The 21,409-nt window shown below is 69.5% G+C and carries 1 protein-coding gene (cut by both window edges); it reads right to left on the reverse strand.

All 21,409 nt of this window come from inside a single coding sequence — locus AB0I23_RS09285, hypothetical protein (RefSeq protein WP_359108339.1), on the reverse strand. Of the gene's 52,176 coding nucleotides, 18,097 precede the window and 12,670 follow it; the stretch shown corresponds to coding positions 18,098-39,506 (codon 6,033, partial, through codon 13,169, partial); reading right to left, the first codon wholly in view occupies positions 21,405-21,407. Both codon boundaries (start and stop) fall beyond the window edges.

The raw sequence follows: 21,409 nt of genomic DNA on the forward strand, positions 1-21,409 counted from the left end.
TAGGCGGCATGGCCCGCTCCCGAGACAGACGGAAGGACCTCGATGGGCGCCTTGTACTCGATCTCCCAGCCGCCGTCCTCCTCGGTCAGGAGCTCCGACAGAAGGAACGAGCGACCTTCTCGGTCCGTTCTCTCCAGGAGCCGGCGGGTGCGCATGTGCTGCTCGAACCCGTCCTCCCCATCCACCCACCCGGCGTCCTCCTCCAGCACCGCCAGGGGCGAGGTGACCAGCTCGGCGATCAGACGCACTTCCGACCGCGGTTCTCCCCCCGCCTTCTCGACTGCCTCGTCCCGCGTCAGGTACAGCTTGTCGTCCTGGCCGCGGAAGAACTCGCGTTCGTCGGTGACGATCTCGAACCCGGTATCAGGGTGCCTGGCCACAACCTTCTTGGGAAGAAGTCCTTCCGCGACGAGTATGTATTCGAGCTCGGCTTCCCAGCCGATCTTGCCCAATTGGTGACTGAGGGCAGGGTCGACGAGCGCGTGTTCCGGTGAGGCGGATTCGATGTGGTCGGGGAGGGCGTGGGCCGCGACCCGGGCGGTGGCGTCGACGATGACCGCGCGCGCCTCGGACGGCGCGATGAGCGGCGGGACGTCACTGACCCGGGAGGCTTGAACGTCGACCCAGACGACCCTCGTCTTCGCCTTGCCGTCGTCACCGGCGGGGTTCTCGCCGGTGTCGCCGACGGGAAGCGCGTACGCGGCGAACGCGTGTCCCATGCGGTCGAGGCGCCGGGCGAGAACGAACGCGACGCTGCCAGGACCTGTCTTCGCGACCGCGGTCTCCACCGTTCCCCAGGAGCCGACTCGTTTCCAGCCTTCGCCGAGAGCCAAGGGGCCTTCCTGCGGACGCACATCCAGCACGCTGTCGTCCACGCCACGACCGGAGGGGGCGACGCCCTCCGGGAACAGCCTGTTCCGCAGCGAGTGCAGCAGGACCAGACATTCCTGCGCCGACATGTCGTCCGCGGACAGCCGTGCCGCCGGCCCGGAATCGTCCCGGTCGCGCGTTCCCGCGCCGCTCTGTCCCTGGTGAGCGGCCAGAACATCCGCGACCGCCCGCTCCAGGTCCTGCCGGTCCGGCACGCGGCGTACGCGCGGCCCCACCTTCCGCCGCACTTCCTCCGCGATCTCCGCTTGTCTGTGAGTGGTCTGCAGGAAGTGGTCGCGTTCGGGGTGGGTGATGTCGTCGTCGGACCCGGTCTCGCTCGGAGACAGGAGACGTGGCCGTTGGGCAGGGTTCGGCTCGATGCCAGGAGTCGCGATCTGCTCGGGCATCGGCATCTGCTCAGCGGTGACGGGAGGGGCGAGGCTCAGCCGGTCCTTCAGCCGTGCGGCCACCTGCTCGGCGATGTCCGCGCCGTAGGTGTGGAGGGCGTGGAGTACCCATGGCTGCGCCCAGTCCCGTTGAGCAGTCGCTGAGGGCCCGTCCGGGAAGTGCCTCTCGAGGACGAGCCCGGCCTCCGCCCACTTCTCGGTGAAGACGTCCGGCTCTGTTTCCTGCAACCGAAGCTGTTTGTCGAGCACGCTGCTGGCGGAAAGCTGGTCAGCGATGGTGATCGCCGGGCGGTGCGTGGGCTGGTAGTGCGGATTGGGTACGAACGTGACCGGCGTCGTGTACCTGCCTGTCGTCCTGTCCAGCTCCGCGCCGTTCAGGATCTCCGCGCCGACGATGAACTGCGGCGCGATGCTGTCCGGGTGGAGCACGGTGTTCTCGTGGCCCGCCGACGCCATCTCGGGGAAAGTCGCCGCGACGTCGAAGCCGCCGAGGACATCGATGAGCAGTCGGACGCCCACGCCCTGCGGAATGTTGCGGATGCTGTCGGAGCGGGTGGTGGCCATATAGCCCGTGGCGTTGCTGCCGAGCAGATACGCCTCGAGGTCTGGCAGGGGTCCCTTGTTCGGTGCCGGGAGCCCCTTGGTGAAGAGGAGGTTCAGGAGCTTCGGGTTGTCGGTGTTGAGGTCGAAGAAGAGCAGGCTGTCGTCATAGCGGTACTGGGGCGCGACGGTGCCGTTCGCGTTGGCCTGGATCGTCGTGAAGTCGATTTTCGCATTGGAGGCGTAGCCGAACCAGGGGTTGTACTGGGGGTGTGCGGAACGCTGTCCGGGCAGGGGGATGAAGCCCGTTGTGGGCGGTGCCGCGTTCTCGTCGAGGTGCACGTTTCGGCTCTGCAGCAACTCGGCCGACCCGGGGTCAAGCGGAGGTGGCCCCTGCGGCGGAGTGAACGCCGGGGTGGAGTCCTGGGACTGGCTGGTGGGCGGCGCAAGGTATTCCGGGCGTAGGCCCGTCGTCTGCGCCGTGGTCGATCCCGTGCTCGACGCCGTCGTCGGTACGGGCAACGGCTGCGGACTTACCCAACCGTCACCGGCCGGCTGGAAGACCTTCCAAGGTCGCCAGTCCGTGTTGCCGGTCCGTACCACGTCGCCCGGGCGGTCCACTGCGATCACCGGCTGGAACTGGGCGTTGTAATCGCCCTGGTGTATCCGGCCCCAGGGACCGAAGACGGGAGTGTTCAGCTCCGGGACGAGGCGCTCCGCCATGCTCGGCGTCCATTCGAGCACCTCTCCCGCGTTGTCAGCCCCCTCCGGCGCCACCTCGGCCACATCGCCCATGCCCGCGTTGTCCCAGAGCAACAGAACGGGCTGACCCTCGACATACAGCTGCCCGTAGACGTCCGGGGTCTCGCGGATCCACCGCGCCAACTGCTTCTCATCGATGTCTTGGCTGTAATTGTCCGTGCCGGGGTCATAGACCTGCATGTGCGGACCGAAGCCCTTGGCGTGAACGATGAACGGCCTGCCACCCGGAGTCCGGGCCTCGATGAGCTCCTTGAGTGTGTCGTCCGGAACGAACGGGAAACGCATCCGGGAATTCCCCGGCCCGTCCAGCGAGATCGCCCCCGAGAACAGGTGCGACCCCACGGACACCTGCTTCCGTCCCGGCGGAGCGGACGAGAACTGGGTGAAGGGCTCATCGGGCACATCCGTCGCATCCGTGAGGACGGCGATCTGGCCCGACGGATAAATGCCCACGAGGTAAGGCGCAGCGTAGGTCTTCGGGCTGTTCAGAGCGTCGGCGACGGCTTGCGCCACAAGGGTCGCCTCGAAAGTCTGCTGGCCTGCCTCGCAACCGATGATGACGATGTTGGGCTCGATTTCGTGCGCCCTATAGAAGTCCACGAATTGCGTGAACTCCGGCATCCGCTCCAGCAGGTTGGTGATCGTCTCAGGCGGTACCCGAACCTTTCCGTGTTCGTACGTCGCAGGCTCGAAGCTCTCCGGAAACGCGTGCAGGTCAAGATAGGCAGTGGGGCCCCGCCACTGCTGCCGCTTGTTGTCAAGGATGTCGTTCATCCCCGTCTCGGGGTTGGCCTCCGCGGACATCTGAGGGACCACGGCGTTCAGCGCGTCGGGGTTGTGCCTCGCCCATCGGTCAGGCTGGTATGCGGTGTCGTCGGTGCCGAAGAACGCGAACACTCTGGCATGCGGGACAGCGGTGGGCAGCACCCGCACCTGGAATGTCTCGATCGTCAGCGATCCGGGATGGTCCGCATCCCACCTTCGTGCGCGATCGACGGCGGCGTCCGAAGAGTTCCCGGACTCATGCAGATCGTTCGCGATCTGCATCAGCTTCTGGTGCCGCTCGGCCTCACTGAGATTGAGCCTCGACCATCCCGCGTAGTGCTGCTCGATGACCTCGTACGCGATCTCCAACCCGGTCTTGAGCAGCGTCGGATCCGACAGGGACGTCCGCAGGACCTCCTCGTGCCGCAGTTGGTCGGCCAGCTTCGCCGCCGCCGCGAGGCCATGCGACCAGTGCTCGTGGGTCACCAGCTCCACCGCGGCGTTCTGGCGCCCCGCACTGACCTGTTCCCACAACGGATCCTGGGAGAGCGCCTCGCGGACCATCGCCCTCAACTCAGTGAGATGGTCAGGGGTGAGGTAGAGGTTCGCCAGGCCCTCCTCCGCCAGGCTCCGCGGCGGAGTCTCCTGCGCCAGCCTCTGCGCCAACGCCTTCAGCGCGCTCGGCCCCTCCGCAGCGGTCTGATCCAGCTCCGCCTTCGCCTTCATCGCCCGCGGCTGAAGATCCAGCGCATGCTCGCCGATCGCCTTCAAAGCGAAGCCGACGACGCCGTCCTTCGTCGGCGGCCCAAACTTCCTGAAGCCAACGGCGTCACCGTCCGCGAACCCCGCCGAGCTCAGTTCGACGAAATCGGCGTCGCCCACATCAGTCGCTTCTGAAGGGAACGGGTACTCAGAGGCGGACCCGGACTCGCTCGGAGACAGGAGACGTGGCCGTTCGGCAGGGTTCGACTCGGTGACATGTTCAACCGACTCACCTTCGGTGAAAACAACCGCCGGCGCCTTGGCAGAAGAACGCCATAGGATCTCCCCGCCCGCCGATCTCGGTACGACGAAATCCTCCTCTAGGAGGGCGTAATCAATTGCAGGGCCGTCCTCATCCCGCCACGCCTCCACCGTGGAATACAGCTGCCCCAGCCGCGACTCAACGGCATCCAGATCCGCCTGCGTGCTCGCCTGCTCCAGCGCCTCGACCTGCTCGGCGATCGCCTCCTGCAGCTGAATCCGGCGCACGGCGGAGTCGGTGGGAACGAGCTCCGTCACGGTGCCGTTCAACGTACCGAACGCCGCGCCAAGCCGCTCGGCCCGCTCCGTGAAGGCCTGCTCCCCGAGGGACCCGGGCCGTGGGGGGTCGACGCGGATCCACTCGGCGTCCGCTTCGGTGCGGACGCGGGCGATCCCGTCGGCGCCTGCCTCCAGGCGTGACGGCGTCTCGGCGACCCATACTCGTGTACGCATCCGGTGGGACAGGTGGTCGGCGAGGTCCCGCCGGCCGTCCTCGCCCCCCGCTCCGACCAGGACGAATGCCTCCGGGACCACTCCGGCTTCGCGGTCGAGTCGGAGGATTTCCGCGATGAGGTCCGCCGCCTGGTCGGGGGCGTACGGCTCCGGTATCCCGTCCGGGCCGCGGAGCAGCAGGGCGCCGCCGTCGGCCTCGACGAGGAGGAAGCGCACCCGGTCGGCCGCCCAGGGCGCCGGAGCGGGCTCGGATACTCCGTCCGCTGCCGGGTGCAGGTGCCGGGTTCCCACCCGGGTTCCTACCTCCTCGTGGTCGTCCGGGCGCAGGTCGGTCAGGGCTTCGGCGGCGAGCAGGTTCAACTCGGCCGGACTGGTGGCAGGTTCGGGGAGCGGCGCGGGGGCCTGCGCGGTGGCCGTCCTCGGCTCCTGCTCCTGCCCCGTGTCCGACTCGTCGTCGCTGTCCGCGCCCGGCTGCCAGCCGCCCGGCATCAGCCGCTGGAGGCCTCGCGCCGGAGGCTCCGCGCCCACGAGGGGCTCGCGGATGGCTGTCGGGGCGAGGTTGAGGAGCAACTCGGCCCGTTCCACGGGCGCGAAGAAGGTGAGGGCATCCTGCTCCACCGTGACCTGAACGCCGGCCCCGGTTCCGCCCGACCGCTCCAGGCCGATGTTCCAGCGGGCCCGCCCCACGGACAGGTGTGCGTACCTGCGCTGGTCCGGGTCGGCCAGTTCCTCGCCCAGGGTGCCCATCGACTTGTCGCCGCTCTCCAGCATGCTGGAGAGACCCCCGCCGCTCTGTCCGGTCCCCCGGCCCCGCCCGACGTCCACACCGATACCGGGCCGCAGGACGTCCGGACCCTCCGTGGCCAGACCGGAACGCAGCGATGCCGAGCCCGTCAGACGCAAAGCGGCATCGACGACACCGCCGACCGAGCGGTGCGAACGCCGGAAGTCCTTGACGATGGTCCCGGTAATGGTCCCCGCGCCCTCGCCGTGCGTCGACGTAACGCTCAGGTCGTCGTGGTCGAGGGACAGGACAAGGGTGAGCTGCTCGTTGATGAACATGCCCGGGACGGTCAGCGGGACACGCAGCGTGCCGCCGCCCAGCAGGTGGACGGCCCGCTGGTGCATAAAGGCCATGCTGAACACGGCGGCCAGACGGCTTTCGAGATGGGCGCGGGCACCGTGCCAGGTGTTGCTGCCCAGCGCCGCGGAGACGTTGTGCTCCAGCAGGTTCTCGGCCTGGGTCAAAAGTTCGCGCAGTCCGCCGATGGTGCCGATGAACGATTCGGTCAGGTCCTCGGGGTCGGGCCGCAGACCGGTGCGCTGCCCGGCCCTGTGCGCGAGGGTCGTCCGCGGCGCCGGCCGGCCGGGGCCCGTGGGAGGTTCGGGCTGCATCAGCTGCTGCGAATGCGCCAGCGTCAGCGCCCCCGGCATGTCCTCAGCGGCGAGTTGGTGCCGGGTGTGCTTGCCGACCAGGGAGAGCACCGGGCCGATCACGCCGGTCGAGGCGGTCGCCCCCCAGTAGTGGTCGAGGGAGATCGTGACCCGGACGTCATACGCCACCAGGGCGGGCTTGTCCACGTGCAGCATGCCGGAACTGCGCGTCTGACCGAGGGAGGAACCCAGGGAACGTCCCTGCCCGTAGGCGGCACCGAAACCGACACCACCGCCCCCGTCCACCACAGGCTGGGTCGGGTCGTGCAGCGTGTGCCCGTAGTTCCAGCCGGCGTTGCCCGAATGCGACCACGAATACGAGGTCGAGTACGACACATTGTCCCGGCGGACGTTCTTGCCCTCGAGGACATGGAGCGTGTCCGCATCTCCCGTGTGGACGGGGTTGGACAGGTCGACCCGGGCCGTGACCACGGCGAGCGCCGTGGACACAGCACCCCGGTACGGCACCACGATCCGGAACACACCCGAAGCCATCGGCTCCATAGCGGCCTTGGTGCCCTGCCGGGTGGCCAGAGCGGCACGCAGACGCGTCAGCACAAGCTCAGCATGATCGGCATCCAGCTGCCGGAAAAGCGTGTCCCGGGTCCTCTCGACCACCGGCACGAAGTCAGGGATGTCGTGCAACACCGCATGCCCCAGACCATCGGCCGGATGAGTGGTGGGGAACGGACCATCGGCACCCGTACTCGAGGGCACCGGGGAAAGTCGCGAGGGCCCTGGCTCGGCGGCACCCGTGATGGAGGGCTCCGGGGACTGGCGCGAGGGCCCCGCCTGGGCGGCCGGCTCGGCCGCGGGCCCGTGGCCCTGCCCGCGCATCCGCTCCGCGAGCCCGGCCGGCATCACGAGCAGGGCATGGGCATCCTCGATCGTACGGCGAGCCGTGCGCTCCCCGTAGGTTCGCGCGGTCGCCGGATCGCCTCCGAGGGGTACGGGGCTGCGGGACGACAGGCTAGCGACGAGCCGGTACTCCATCCGGGCGTAGATGTGCTCCTGGGCACCGAGGACGATATCGACCCGGTCACTCTGCCCCTCGGCACTCACCGTCAGAGTACGCGGCGCCCCTCTTCCATAGCGGTAACCAGCCGTGGGGGTGTGCGAGTTGTCGGTGGCCGCGTTGCGTTCCTCGGCAGTGCCCCCGTAACCCTCGGGGCGGGTGTCGGAGGTGAAGGAGGCGTTCACACCGACAGATCCACTCACGCTGATCAGATCGCGGGTGGCGCTGTCACTCACCGAGGCCGTCGTCAGCGTGTGGTCGTACTGATACGACGTCTGGCTGACTCCCCTGGTCGTCATTTCTGCGACGACCGAACGGAGTTGGAGTTCGAGCCGGACCGGCATGCCGAAGTTGTCCCGGCCGACCGTGCGGGTCCAGAACGGGCGGCTGCCGCCGATGAAGTCCTCGACACGCGAGCCCATGGCGTTAAGCGCCGTATGCAGACCAACCCGCTCCGAAGGCTCCAAGTCCACGTTCAGATCGGTGAGGAGTTCCTCCACCGCGGTGTGCATCCGGCTGGTGTCCGCCAGGAACAGGGTGTGCAACGGCGGGCGTTCGTTCTCGCCGGGCACATAGACAAGCTCCTGCCGGTCCGGGTCGAGTTCCCGGCTGGCAATCCGCGTGTCGGGGTCGAGGTGCGAGCGCATACCGACCGAGTCGTGCCACCGCCCGTCCGGCCCCCACTCCTCCAGAAGATCGTCGGCAACCATCAGACGCACGTTCAACGTGACCGGCCCGGCGGTGTCCTCTCCGGCCCGGCCCTCCTCCACGGCGCCCAGATCCGTCCCCTGCGCCGGCGCGCCGGTCGCGGACCGGATCGTCGTCAACTCGATGACGTTGCCGCCGTCCGTGACAGCCACGGGCGGCTGAGCCGGCGCGGGCGCGGGCGGGCGGGACCAGGTCACCGTGACATGGACGTCGACCGCACCCTCGAAGCCGGCCATGAACCGCGACCCGCCACCCGAGGCACCACCCACGGAGAAACCGCCGCCGGTGGTCGTCACCCAGCCGGTCCCCACCCGCGGCGCGATACGGCCGCCCGCACCACGGAACCTGAACTGGTCAGGCGTCGTGCTGTAGTTCAACGGCACATCGAAACCGCCCTCCAAGGAGGAAGCGGTGGACCGGTCGCCCTGCAGCTCGTAGAAACCGCCGTAATACGTCTCGCTGTTGCCGTCCCACATCCCCCGTTTAGCGAAACGGCCCGGGTCGAGCGTGCCCGACAGAGTCAGGACCACCTCCTGCGGGCCCGTCAGCCCGGGCCTGCTCAGCACGACAGAAATCCCGCCGTTGACGATGTCATGCAGCCGCGCCGCGAGCGGTTCGGGACGCACCAGGTTGGCGATCGTCATGAGGTTGGTGTGCTCATGCGCCTTCACCCCACGCACCGGGCCGTCCGGCGGCAGCATGTCCGGCGCCGCCGCACGCACCGCACGCAACACCCGCTCCATCAGACGCCGGGCATCATCATGCTCCACAGAGTCGACCCGACTCAGCTGCGGCAGCCAACTACCCAGCACCGGAGCGAAACGCAGCCGCCGGCCGGGAGAAGTACGGGCGTGCAGTTCGACGTTCCCGGCATGCGGCCCCTCCACGACGGCACGGGGAGCGTGTCGTGGGTCGATCAGCCCCAGCCGCACAGCCTCCTGCGAGAGAATACGCAGCCGGGCCGTGCCCTCCACGGTCACCGCCCGGCCACGGCCCCGGACCGTGGTACGGGTGCGCCCGGCGACCACCACAGTCGGCTCTTCCAACTTGACCTTGTGCAGGGTCACCGAACCCGCCTGCTGCCCGGGATCCGACACCCCCACCGAACGGCTGCCCCCCAGCGCCGGAACGGAGACGGTCGACCCGAACTCCCCCGCGCCCGTACCCAACAACGCCGTCGCGGACAACGACAAAGCGTCACTCCCGCTGTGACGATGAGCGACGTTGTCGACGTTCACATCCTCAGTATCGATATGGATCATCCAGTCGACCCGGGGCGTACCGTCCTCCTCGGTCACCAGCTCCGCACCATGGAAGACAGTGCTCAGCTCGACGAACTCGGTCGCTCCGCCGCCGGTGTTGAAGGGGACGGACAGATAACCACCCGCCATGGCCCGGTGAAGAGCGCCAGCAATCGAATGGACAGCCGTGAACGCGTCGACCGCGTTCTTCTCCGGCGTCCCGACCCGTGACATCGACTCGGGCAACACTGAGAACACCGCCCGACGCAGCTCCTCGGTGTGATCGAACGACTCAACAACCGAAGTACGAGGCACACGCAACGGAGCATGCAACTGATCCGGGCCCACCTCCGTCCCGGCCGGGTCCGTATCGCTGCCCGCTTCCTCCACCTCCGGCCGGCCCAACGGCCACCAGTCCTGGTAGACCGTGGTGTCCCGGGCGGCGCGCGCCCGGTGCTGCCCCAAATTCTCCAGAGCGTTGCGGAGCAGGGCAGTGCCCGCATCCCCGCGGAACGGCATGGCCGGGACACCCACATCGGAGACTGCCGAAGGGCCCGCCCCGCCGATGGCCGGCACAGACGCATGCCACCACTCCGACGTCGCGTGGGTGATCCCTTGCGACGGCTTGGGCCGGCTCTGCAGCAATCGCCGGTCGTGCCGGCCCGCCAATGCCCCTTCCAGGACGGCCTGGTGCTGCCCCGGCGCCATCGATCCGCCGACGGCCTGCACGGTGACGTCGTACAGCACGTCATAGAGGAAATCGACAGCCCGGTAGGTGCCCTTGGTATAGCGGGCCGTGGTCGCTCCGGAGGAGACCGTGCTCGTCGACGCCGCGCTGTAACCGGCAAGCACCGAACTGAACACCGCCGCCGCCGAACTGAGATGCGGAATCGCATCAAGCGTGTAATTGAGCAATATCGCGGCAGGCAGCGCAATGCCATGGGCCCGGGTCCGGCTGCTGCCCACCGACTCACCCGACTCCAGGAGCTGACGAGTACGCGGCTCCCGCTTCCAGGACACCGTCAGCGGCAGATACTCCTCAGTTCCAGGCAGACGACGACCATGCGGATCGGTGATCTGACGCCAGTCACCCACCCGCACCCGCACAGCCGCCTCGAAATACCTGCCGTCCACATGCAGACCCAGGACGAGCCGGTCACCGATCGCCTGTGGCAACTCACTGATGAAACTCTCCACCGAGAACCGGTCATCCAGCGCCCGCCGCACACCCTCACGCACGCCCTCGGGGACCGCCTGCACAATCGCCTCACGGATCGCCCCGTGAAGACGCCCATCAGGCAAATCGAACGTACCCGCCCCGCCATACTGCCTCAGACTCGCGGAGGTGAACGCCGCAGGCGGCGCGAACAAAAGCCCCTCGTCCTGGGCGTCCCGGTCACGTATCCAATCCGTCGGGGACATATCAGGAACCGGAACCGGACCGGCACCAGCAAGCGGATCGGAGCCGGAGCCTGAGGCGCCCGGGGTGAAGATGCCCTCGTACGCCGGGTCGGTGACCGGACGCGAGCCGCCCTTGCGGGGGCTCTCGCCCACGGGCAGGTCCTGGAGCACCTCGTGCAGGGCCGTCAGGAGAACGGTTTCCCGGGCGGGCGGCTCACCCTTGTCAAGGTTCCGGGAACCGTGATGGTCGAGGAGGGCCGCCGTCTCATTCGGAGTGTCATACAGGGCCGCGGCGGTCAGCACCGTCGCCTCATGCTGCGCGACCTGTTCTTCCGCCGTCACCGCCCAGGGCAGCGCGAGGAGACGGGAAGCCTTGCCCAACTGCTCCTGCCAGGAATCGGGAAGCTCGCGGCGCAACCGGGCCAGGGCCCTCGCAGCCAGCCGGCTCAGCTCCTCCGCCCCCTCGAACTCCGCATCCTCCACGAGGGTGTCGCGATCCGACCCGGTCGTGGACACGGCGTCAGGCACCGCTTCGGGTTCCACAAAGGACTCCGTGACCGGACGGACCGGAGCGGGGTCGTCGAGCAGTTCAAGGGCCCGGGCCAGGGCCTCGTCGCGCCGGGCGGGGTCCCGGTAGAGACCGCTGTCGCCGTGGAAGACGGCTGCGAGGCGGCGGGCGGCGCGGCCGTCGGCGGGGAGTGCGGAGAACGGCGTGGAGGTGAGCGGGTCGGTGAACCGGCCCTGCTCGGCGAGCAGCGACCGCGCCGCGGCGGCAGCCCGTACGAAGCCGACCGTGTCCATGGGGAGGTGGTCCCAGTAGGCCTGGAAGGCTTCGTCCGGCATCCGGGCGGGATCGGGTGCCGCGGCCAGCCACCGGCCGCGGTCGTTGCGCTCCTCGTCGGTGGACAGGTTCGGCTCGGTCGGCGCGGCGACCGGTTCCGAGGTCGGCGCGTCGGCCGTCCGCTGCGCCTGCCCCGTGTCCGACTCCGTGTCGCTGTCCGACTCCGTGTCGCTGTCCGGGCCGGTCTGCCAGCCGCCCGGCATCAGCCCCCGGAGGCCGCGTGAGGGGGGCTGCGCGCCCACGAGGGGCTCGGTGATGAGCGTCGGGTGGAGCGTGAGGAGCTGCTGGGCCCGTTCCACGGGCGCGAAGAAGGTGAGGGCGTCCTGCTCCACGGTGACCTGGATACCGGCCCCGGTTCCACTCGAGCGTTCCAGGCCGATGTTCCAGCGGGCCCGGCCGACGGAGAGGTGTGCGTACTTGCGCTGGTCCGGGTCGGCCAGGTCCTCGCCCAGAGTGCCCATCGACTTGTCGCCGCTCTCCAGCATGCTGGAGAGGCCCCCGCCGCTCTGTCCGGTCCCCCGGCCCCGCCCGACGTCCACACCGATACCGGGCCGCAGGACGTCCGGACCCTCCGTGGCCAGACCGGAACGCAGCGATGCCGAGCCCGTCAGACGCAAAGCGGCATCGACGGCACCGCCGACCGAGCGGTGCGAACGCCGGAAGTCCTTGACGATGGTCCCGGTGATGGTCCCATCGCCCGTGCCGTGCATCGACGTAACACTCAAGCCGTCGTGGTCCAGGGACAGGACAAGAGTGAGCTGCTCGTTGATGAACATGCCCGGAACGGTCAGCGGGACACGCAGCGTGCCGCCGCCCAGCAAGTGAACGGCCCGCTGATGCATAAAGGCCATGCTGAACACGACGGCCAGACGGCTTTCGAGGTGAGCACGGGCACCGTGCCAGGTGTTGCTCCCGAGTGCCGGGGACACGTTCTCCTCCAGCAGGTTCTCCGCCTGGGCCAGGATGTCACGCAGTCCGCCGATGGTGCCGATGAACGACTCCGTCAGATGCTCGGGGTCGGGCCGCAGACCAGTACGCGGCCCGGCCCTGTGCGCGGGGATCGCCCGCGGCCTGGGCCGGCCGGCGCCCGCGGGAGGTTCGGGCTGCATCAGCTGCTGCGCATGCGCCAAGGTCAGCGCCCCGGACAGGGTGGTGTCGACGAGCTGGTGCCGGGTGTGCTTGCCGACCAGGGAGAGCACCGGACCGATCACGCCGGTCGACGCGGTGGCCCCCCAGTAGTGGTCGAGGGAAATGGTGACCCGCACGTCGTAGGCCACCAGAGCGGGAGTGTCCACGTGCAGCATGCCGGAACTGCGCGTCTGACCGAGCGAGGAACCCAGGGAACGTCCCTGCCCGTAGGCGGCACCGAAACCGACACCGCCACCGCCGTCCACCACAGGCTGGGTCGGGTCATGCAACGCGCGCCCATAATTCCAGCCGGCATTGCCCGAATGCGACCACGAATACGAGGCCGAGTACGACACGTCGTCCCGGCGGACGTTCTTGCCCTCGAGGACATGGAGAGAGTCCGCGTCGCCCGTGTGGACGGGGTTGGACAGGTCGACCCGGGCCGTGACCACAGCGAGCGCCGTGGACACAGCACCCCGGTACGGCACCACAATCCGGAACACACCAGAGGCCATGGGCTCCATAGCGGCCTTGGTGCCCTGCCGGGTGGCCAGAGCGGCACGCAGACGCGTCAGCACAAGCTCAGCATGATCGGCATCCAGCTGCTGGAAAAGCGTGTTCCGGGCCCCCTCGACCACCGGCCTGAGATCAGGAATGTCGTGCAGCACCGCATGCCCCAGACCATCAGCCGGGTGAGTGGTGGGGAACGGGCCGACACCCGTGACCGAGGGCACCGGGGAGAGTCGCGAGGGCCCCGCCGGGGCGGCCGACTCGGCCGACGCGCGGCCCTGACCCTGCTCACGCATCCGCTCCGCGAGCCCGGCCGGCATCACAAGCAGAGCATGGGCGTCCTCGATCGTGCGGCGGGCCGTGCGCTGCCCGTAGGTACGCGCGGTGACCGGATCGGCTCCCAGCGGTACCGGACTCCGGGACGACAGCGTGGCGACGAGCCGGTACTCCATCCGGGCGTAGATGTGCTCCTGGGCACCGAGGACGATATCGACCCGGTCACTCTGCCCCTCGGCACTCACCGTCAGAGTGCGCGGCGCTCCCATTCCGTAGCGGTAACCCGCCGTCGGAGTGTGCGAGTTGTCGGTCGCCGCATTCCGCTCCTCGGCCGTGCCGCCGTAACCCTCGGGACGCGGATCGGACGTGAAAGAAGCGTTCACACCAACAGATCCACTCAAGCTGATCAGGTCACGGGTGGCACTGTCACTCACCGAGGCCGTCGTCAGAGTGTGGTCGTACTGATACGAAGTCTGGCTGACCCCCCTGGTCGTCATCTCCCTCACGACCGCCCGGAGTTGAAGTTCGAGCCGGACCGGCATACCGAAGGAGTCCCGGCCCACCGTGCGGGTCCAGAACGGGTGACTGCCCCCGATGAAGTCCTCGACACGCGAGCCCATGGCATTCAGCGCCGTGTGCAGACCGACCCGCTCCGAGGGCTCCAGACCCACGTTCAGTTCGGTGAGGAGTTCGTCCGCGGCGGTGTGCATCCGGCTGGTGTCCGCCAGGAACAGGGTGTGCAACGGCGGCCGTTCATCCGCACCGGGCACATAGACGAGCGGCGGCTGCGCCGGGTTCGCGCCGAGCACTCGGCTGGCAATCCGCGTGTCGGGGTCGAGGTGCGAGCGCATACCGACCGAGTCGTGCCACCGCCCGTCCGGCCCCCACTCCTCCAGGAGATCGTCGGCAACCATCAGACGCACGTTCAACGTGACCGGCGCCGTGGTGTCCTCACCGACCCGGCCCTCCTCCACGGCGCCCAGATCCGTCCCCCGCGCCGGCGCGCCAGTCGTCGTCAGCTCGATGACGTTCCCGCCGTCCGTGACGGCTGCGGCGGCCTGGGGCGTCGCGGGCACGGGCCGGTGGGACCGGGTCACCGTGACACGGACGTCGACCGAGCCCTCGAAGCCGGCCATGAACCGCGACCCGCCACCCGAGGCACCACCCACCGAGAAACCGCCACCCGTGGTCGCCACCCAGCCGGTCCCCACCCGCGGCGCAATACGGCCACCCGCGCCACGGAAAGTGAACTGGTCAGGAGTCGAGCTGTAGTTCAACGGAACATCAAAGCCGCCCTCCAAGGAGGAGGCGGTGGAGCGGTCACCCTGAAGCTCGTAGAAACCGCCGTAATACGTCTCACTGTTGCCGTCCCACATCCCCCGGTGAGCGAAACGACCCGGATCGAGAGTGCCGGACAGGGTCAGGACCACCTCCTGCGGACCCGTCAGCCCGGGCCTGCTCAACACAACCGAGATCCCGCCATTGACGATGTCGTGCAACCGCGCCGCCAGCGGCTCGGGACGCACCAGGTTGGCGATGGTCATGAAGTTGGTGTGCTCATGCGCCTTCACCCCACGCACCGGGCCGTCCGGCGGCAGCACGTCCGGCGCCGCCGCACGCACCGCACGCAACACCCGCTCCATCAGACGCCGGGCATCATCATGCTCCACAGAGTCGACCCGACTCAGCTGCGGCAGCCAACTACCCAGCACCGGAGCGAAACGCAGCCGCCGGTTGGGAGAGGTACGGGCGTGCAGTTCGACATTCCCCGCGTGCGGTCCGTCCACGGTGGCCCGGGGAGCGGATCGTCCGTCCACCAGCCCCAGCCGTATCGCATCCTGCAGAAGAATCCGCACCCGGGCCGTGCCCTCCACGGTCTCCGCCCGGCCGCGGCCCTGGACCGTGGTACGGGTGCGCCCAGCGAGCACCACGGTCGGCTCTTCCAGCTTGACCTTGTGCAGGGTCACCGAACCCGCCTGCTGCCCCGGGTCCGACACCCCCACCGAACGGCTGCCCCCCAGCGCCGGAACGGAAAGCGTCGACCCGAACTGCCCCGTGCCCATGCCCCACAACGCCGCCGCGGACAGCGACAGAGCATCACTGCCACTGTGACGGTGAGCGACGTTATCGACGTTCACATCCTCAGTATCGATATGGATCATCCAGTCGACCTGGGCCGTGCCGTTCTCCTCCGTCACCAGCTCCACGTCGTGGAAGACGGTATTCAGCTCGACAGACTCGATCGCCCCGCCACCAGTGCTGAACGGAACAGACAGATAGCCACCCGCCATGGCCCGATGCAGGGCACCAGCGATCGAATGGACAGCCGTGAACGCATCGACCGCGCTCTTCTCCGGCGTCCCCACCCGCGACATCGACTCCGGCAGCACCGAGAACACAGCCCGGCGCAACTCCTCGGTGTGATCGAAAGACTCAACCACCGAAGTACGCGGCACACGCAACGGACCACGCAACTGATCCGGAACCACGATCGGGTCGGGACCGCCCTGCTCCTCCGGCCGACCCAACGGCCACCACTCCTGATAGGCGATGGCGTCCCGGGCGGCGCGCCCCCGGTGCTGCCCCAGAGTCTCCACGGCGTCACGGAGCAGGCCGGTATCCGCCCCCCTACTGGACGGCGGCACGGGTGCATGCCACCACCCCGAGGTCGCGTGAGTGACCCCTTGCGACGGCCTGGGCCGGCTCCGCAGCAACCGCCGGTCGTGCCGCCCCACCAGCGCCCCCTCCAGGACGGCCTGGTGCTGCCTCGGCGCCACAGACCCGCCCACGCCCTGCACGGTCACGTCATACAGCACGTCATAGAGGAAATCGACAGCCCGGTAAGTGCCCTTGGTGTAACGGGCAGTGGTCGCCCCGGAAGAGACCGTGCTCGTCGAAGCCGCGCTGTAACCGGCAAGCACCGAACTGAACACCGCCGCCGCCGAACTCAGATGCGGAATCGCATCAAGCGAGTGATTGAGCAACATCGCAGCAGGCAGCGCAATGCCATGAGCCCGGGTCCGGCTGCTCCCCACCGACTCACCCGACTCAAGAAGCTGACGAGTACGCGGCTCCCGCTTCCAGGACACCGTCAGCGGGAGGAACCGTTCGGTTCCGAGCAGACGACGACCATGCGGATCAGTGACCTGACGCCAGTCACCCACCCGCACCCGCACAGCCGCCTCGAAATACCTGCCCTCCACATGCAGACCCAGAACAAGACGGTCACCGATCGCCTGCGGCAACTCACTGATGAAACTCTCCACCGAGAACCGCTCATCCAGCGCCCGCCGCACACCCTCACGCACGCCCTCAGGAACCACCCCCACAATCGCCTCACGGATCGCCCCGTGAAGACGCCCATCAGGCAGATCGAACGTACCGGCCCCGCCATACTGCCTCAGACTCGCCGAGGTGAACGCCGCAGGCGGCGCGAACAAAAGCCCCTCGTCCTGGGCATCCCGGTCACGTATCCAGTCCGTCGGGGACATATCAGGAACCGGAACCGGACCGGCAACAGCAAGCGGGTCGGAGAGCGAGGCGGGGACGGACTCGGAAGGGGACGCAGGAGCCGGATCCTGGTGCACCGGGGTCTGCTCCGGCCGGGGCACCGGGCCCAGCTCGGCCGCCAGGTCATCGGGTTCGCTGCTCATGAGCGCGCCGATCACGGAGCTCGGCGGGAGCGCCACGTTCTCGGGCTCCGGCTGCTCCTGGGAGCGGAGGCCGGAGCCTGAGGCGCCCGGGGTGGCGATGCCGTCCTCTTCCGGGGCGCCTGCCGGCTGCGAGCCACCCTTGCGGGGGCTCTGGCCCACGGGCAGGTCGTGGAGCGCCTCGTGCAGGGCCGTGAGGAGGACGGTTCCCCGGGCGGGCGGCTCGCCCTTGTCAGAGTTCCGGGAGCCGTGGTGGTCGAGGAGGGCCAGCGTCTCACGCGGAGTCTCGTACAGGGCCGCGGCGGTCAGCACCGCCGCCTCATGCAGCGCGACCTGTTCTTCCTCCGTCTCCGCCCAGGGCAGCGCGAGGAGCCTGGAGGCGTCGCCCAACTGCTCCTGCCAGGAGTCGGGAAGCTCACGGCGCAGCCGGGTGAGAGCCGCCACGGCCTGCGGGCTCAGCTCGTCCGCTCCCTTGAACTCCGCCTCCTCGTCGGCCGCATCCCGCTCTACGTCAGCGCCGGACTCTTCGGTGCCGGGCTCGTCAGTGGACCGGCGCTTGCCGAGGGACTTCTCGGAGGGCGGCCGGGACAGGCCGTCCTGCCCGACCCCGTCGGTCAGGGCCGACAGCAGGTCGTCAACGGTCTCGTCGACCATCCGGCCCGCGCCGTCGAGCCGGATCAGCATGTGCAGACCGGCGGGGACGTCGAAGCGCAGCACTCCCCCGACGGTGACGGTGAGGTCCGCCTCCAGTCCGCCGTAGACGGCCTGGGAGACCGCGTTGGTCTCCTCCGTACGGCTCTGCCCGCCGGAGGTGTCCTCGCCGACCGTCCGGCCGTAGGAGCCCACGAGCCGCTCGAAGAGCCGTACGCCGTCCGAGTCGCCGCCGCCGTCGGGCCCCAGGGTGGTCTCCACACCGGAAGAGGAGTGGGTGGAGGCCTCGGCGGCGCTGTCGGCCTGCTGGTAGCGCCGGGCCGTGAGATCGGTACCCTCCGACGGCCCGAACGGCCGGACGCGGGAGAGTTCGAAGCGGACCGTCCGGGTGGTGTTCCCCACGGGGACCTCGTAGCTGCCGCGCAGCAGGTCCTCCAGCCGAGGCCGCATCACCTCGGCACTGGTGGCGTGCGCGTACCGCAGACCGGCCATCGTCGTCAGCTCGGACGGGGTCGGCCCGGATTCCTCGTCCGCCGCGATCCTGGCGAGGTCGGGGCGCCGGCCCACGGGTGCGGGGGCGTACCTCGCCCACTGGCGCACGGCGTGGGCCGCGGGCATGTCGAGCGGGATGACGTGCTCCGCGAGCAGGTCGGCGATGTCGTCGGCCGTCCGTGCCGGGGTCTGGCCGGCGCCCGCCGGTGCGGGATCGACCCAGCGTGGGTTGTCGCCCTTGGGCCGGTGGATCAGCGGCAGCGGCGCGGCCGTATGCGGATTCGGCTCGGTGAACGACGTGGGGACCAGGATGCGCATCGAGCCTTCGGTGGTCCCGGACCGGTGCCATTCCGCGTACCTGCCGAGGCCGGTCCCCAGGGTCGGGCTGAAGGGCACACCAAGGCCCTTGGCCAGTACGGGCGTGTCCATCGCCGCGCCGAACGCGCCGGTGATCAGGCGGACGGGCGCCGAGACGAGCTCCATGGGCTGCTTCGACATACTGATGTCGACGCGCAGGGTGAAGGCGTGGGTGAAGGCCGTGGCGCCGCCCACCGTCATCCGGTGGATGTCCAGCTCGGAGGCCGAGTTCGTGGTGCCGGCGCCGCGGCTGCGCGAGTATCCGATGCTCGCTTCGAGACCGCCGTTCCTGTGACTCCCGCCGGAACCCTGGTCGGCGATCCGGAGCTTGATCCCGGCCTCGCCTCCCAGGGAGTATCCGGTCGTCGTGCCGTCCGCCACTTCCGAAGAACCCTGGGCGCGGCCCGTGAGCTCGACGTCGGGGTGGTCGGCCTGCTCGTGGGCGGCCGCCACCGACTCCATGCGTACGTTGACGGCCAGGTATTCGGTCGTGCCGAACGGCGAGGGCTTCGGGATCACCCGCAGGACGCCCGAGCCGAGCAGCGCCGGGACCTGCGCGGCCAGGGCGCGCGGGGAGAACGCCGAGCGGACGGCGTCGAGCACGCCGGGGGAGGTGACCCCGCGGGCGGCCAGCAGCCGCTGGATCACACCGAGCACGCCGTCCGCGCGGAACACCTCGGGGTGGGCGACGCCGACGCGCAGCAACTGCCCGGCGTAGGTGTGCGTCGGGGCGTCCGGAGCCGGGGTCACCGGCCGCGATTCCGCGGAGCCGGTTCCGTCGGAGGGCCCCGCCAGCGACTCCGACTCCGACTCCGACTCCGAAGAGGGTGCGGGGGCCGGCCGGAGGATCTCCGCCGCGCGCCACGACGGCATCAGCATCTCCAGCCCGCCGTCGACCCGCAGCCACCGCTCCCCGGTCTCGGTACGGGACCCCTTGCCGCGTTCGAGCCGCACGTGGAACACGGGGTCGGCGGTGAGCCGGTCCTTCGTGCCCCCGTAGGTGGCGCGGCTGATGCTCATCATGCCCTCGGCCGTCTTCCGCGAGGTACCGCGCGCCACGTCGGCCGACACCTGGAGGACCCCGGCCACGCGGCTCTTCGCGGCTCCGCCGCCGTTCTGCTGGTCCGAAGAGCCGTGGCCCTCTTCCTCGTCCATCGGCGTGTTCGCGTCCTGGCCCCAGCTCCCCTGCGGACCAAGCTGGAACGCCAGGGTCCCGGTGACGGCGCTGCCGTTCTCGACGGCACGGCGCGAGGTGAGCTGGCTGTACTGCTCGATCTCCACCGGTTCCGAAGTCGAGCCCTGATGACGGGTGTTGTAGGCGGCCATGCGCAGCGTCAGGCGCTGCTTCCAGCCGTCGCGGTCCGGGAGGGCGACCTCGAAGCCCTCGTCGGAGGTCAGCGCGCCGAAGTGCGCGGCCAGGGTGTCGGGGCCGGTCGCCTCCAGGAACTCCTCGGGCCACAGGGTGGAGTCGGCGAGCCACTCCCCCTTCATCCCGTTCAGCCCCTGGTAGACCTCCGCGATGTGCCGCCCGAGGGCCCGCACCGCGAGGAACGAGGGGCGTACGCCGGAGGAGCCGCTGGTGGTGAAATCGGCGCGGACCTCCCCCGCCACGTCCGCCGGCTGCTCCTTGTGGTGGGTGACCGTGCCGATGGTCGCCAGTTCGGAGGGCGCGAAGGCGGTGGGGGGTGCGAACACCTTCGGCAGCAGGACCTGCGCGGAGGTTCCTCCCGGCTTCTCCAGCGCCCAGACCTTGCTCTGGCGGACCGTGCCCGTCGAGGACATCCGGTGGACCGCCAGCTCCCAGCGGAGCTGGTAGTTCCCCTGGTGGACCAGGCCGTTCGTCTCATGCCGGTTGGTCTCCTTGACCGTACCGACGAGTTCGTTGCCCAGTTCCCTGCCGTACTGCAAGCGGCCCCGGAACGCGCCCAGTTGCAGGCGCAGCCGGGAGCCCACGGGGACCCGGAGGGCGGCGCCCAGGCTCCCGGAGGCGTTCCACCCGGTCGACATGCTGCCGGTGAGCCCCCAGGCCGCCGTGGCCCGGGTGTTGACCGACATCGAGTAGTCGGCGCCGCCCAGCCGCCGTCCGAGCGTCGCCCGGAGGCCCAGCCGGTACTGCTTGCCGTTCAGGTGCAGTACGTGCGTGCGCCCGACCAGCAGGTCGGCCAGGGAGGCCTCCAGAGCGGGCGTGCCGAAAAAGACGGAGAGCCGGCGCAGGACGGGAGCGGTCACCTGGCTCGGGCCCGCCATGGTCCGAAGGGCGTTGGCGAACTCCTCCAGCACGGACTCCGATCCCGGCAGCGCGAGGAGCGTGCTGAAGCCGAGACCCTGCGCTTCCTGCCGCCGGGCCGCGAGGGGCAGCGGCTCCGAGGGGTGCGGCGGGGCCGGGGTCTGCCGGCGCGGCCCGCCGCCGCTCGGGAGGCCCGCGACCTGCATGAGGGCGGCCACCTCCGGCGAGAAAACGAACTCGGGCTGCGGATCCGGGGCCGGTTCCGTGTCCCGGACGGCCTGGGGCTCGGGGTTGGCGTGGGTTTCGAGTCCCGGCGTGTGGATGGCGCCGAGGGTGCGCGTCTCCCAGTCGGCCGCGCCTTGCCCGTACCGCCACGGCACGCCGATCTCGCCGTACGTCTCCAGGACCACCGGCTTGATGCCCGGGTGGGTGTCGGAGTCGATGGTGACCGTGAGCCGGACCTTCGCGTCGTAGCGCGCGTACTCCTGCGCGGCCGTGTTGAGCACGGTGTGGCTCTGGGCCTTGGTGGAGGTGGCGAAGCCGTCGCTCCGGGTGGCTCCGAGGGTGACCATGGCCAGCGGCAGGACACCGCGCGGCTGGTCCTTGACCGGGGCACTGGTGAGTCCGAGTACCGAGTTCCCGAGGGAGATCGAGGCTC

The sequence above is a fragment of the Streptomyces atratus genome (assembly GCF_040655115.1).
Lineage (GTDB): Bacteria > Actinomycetota > Actinomycetes > Streptomycetales > Streptomycetaceae > Streptomyces > Streptomyces atratus_D.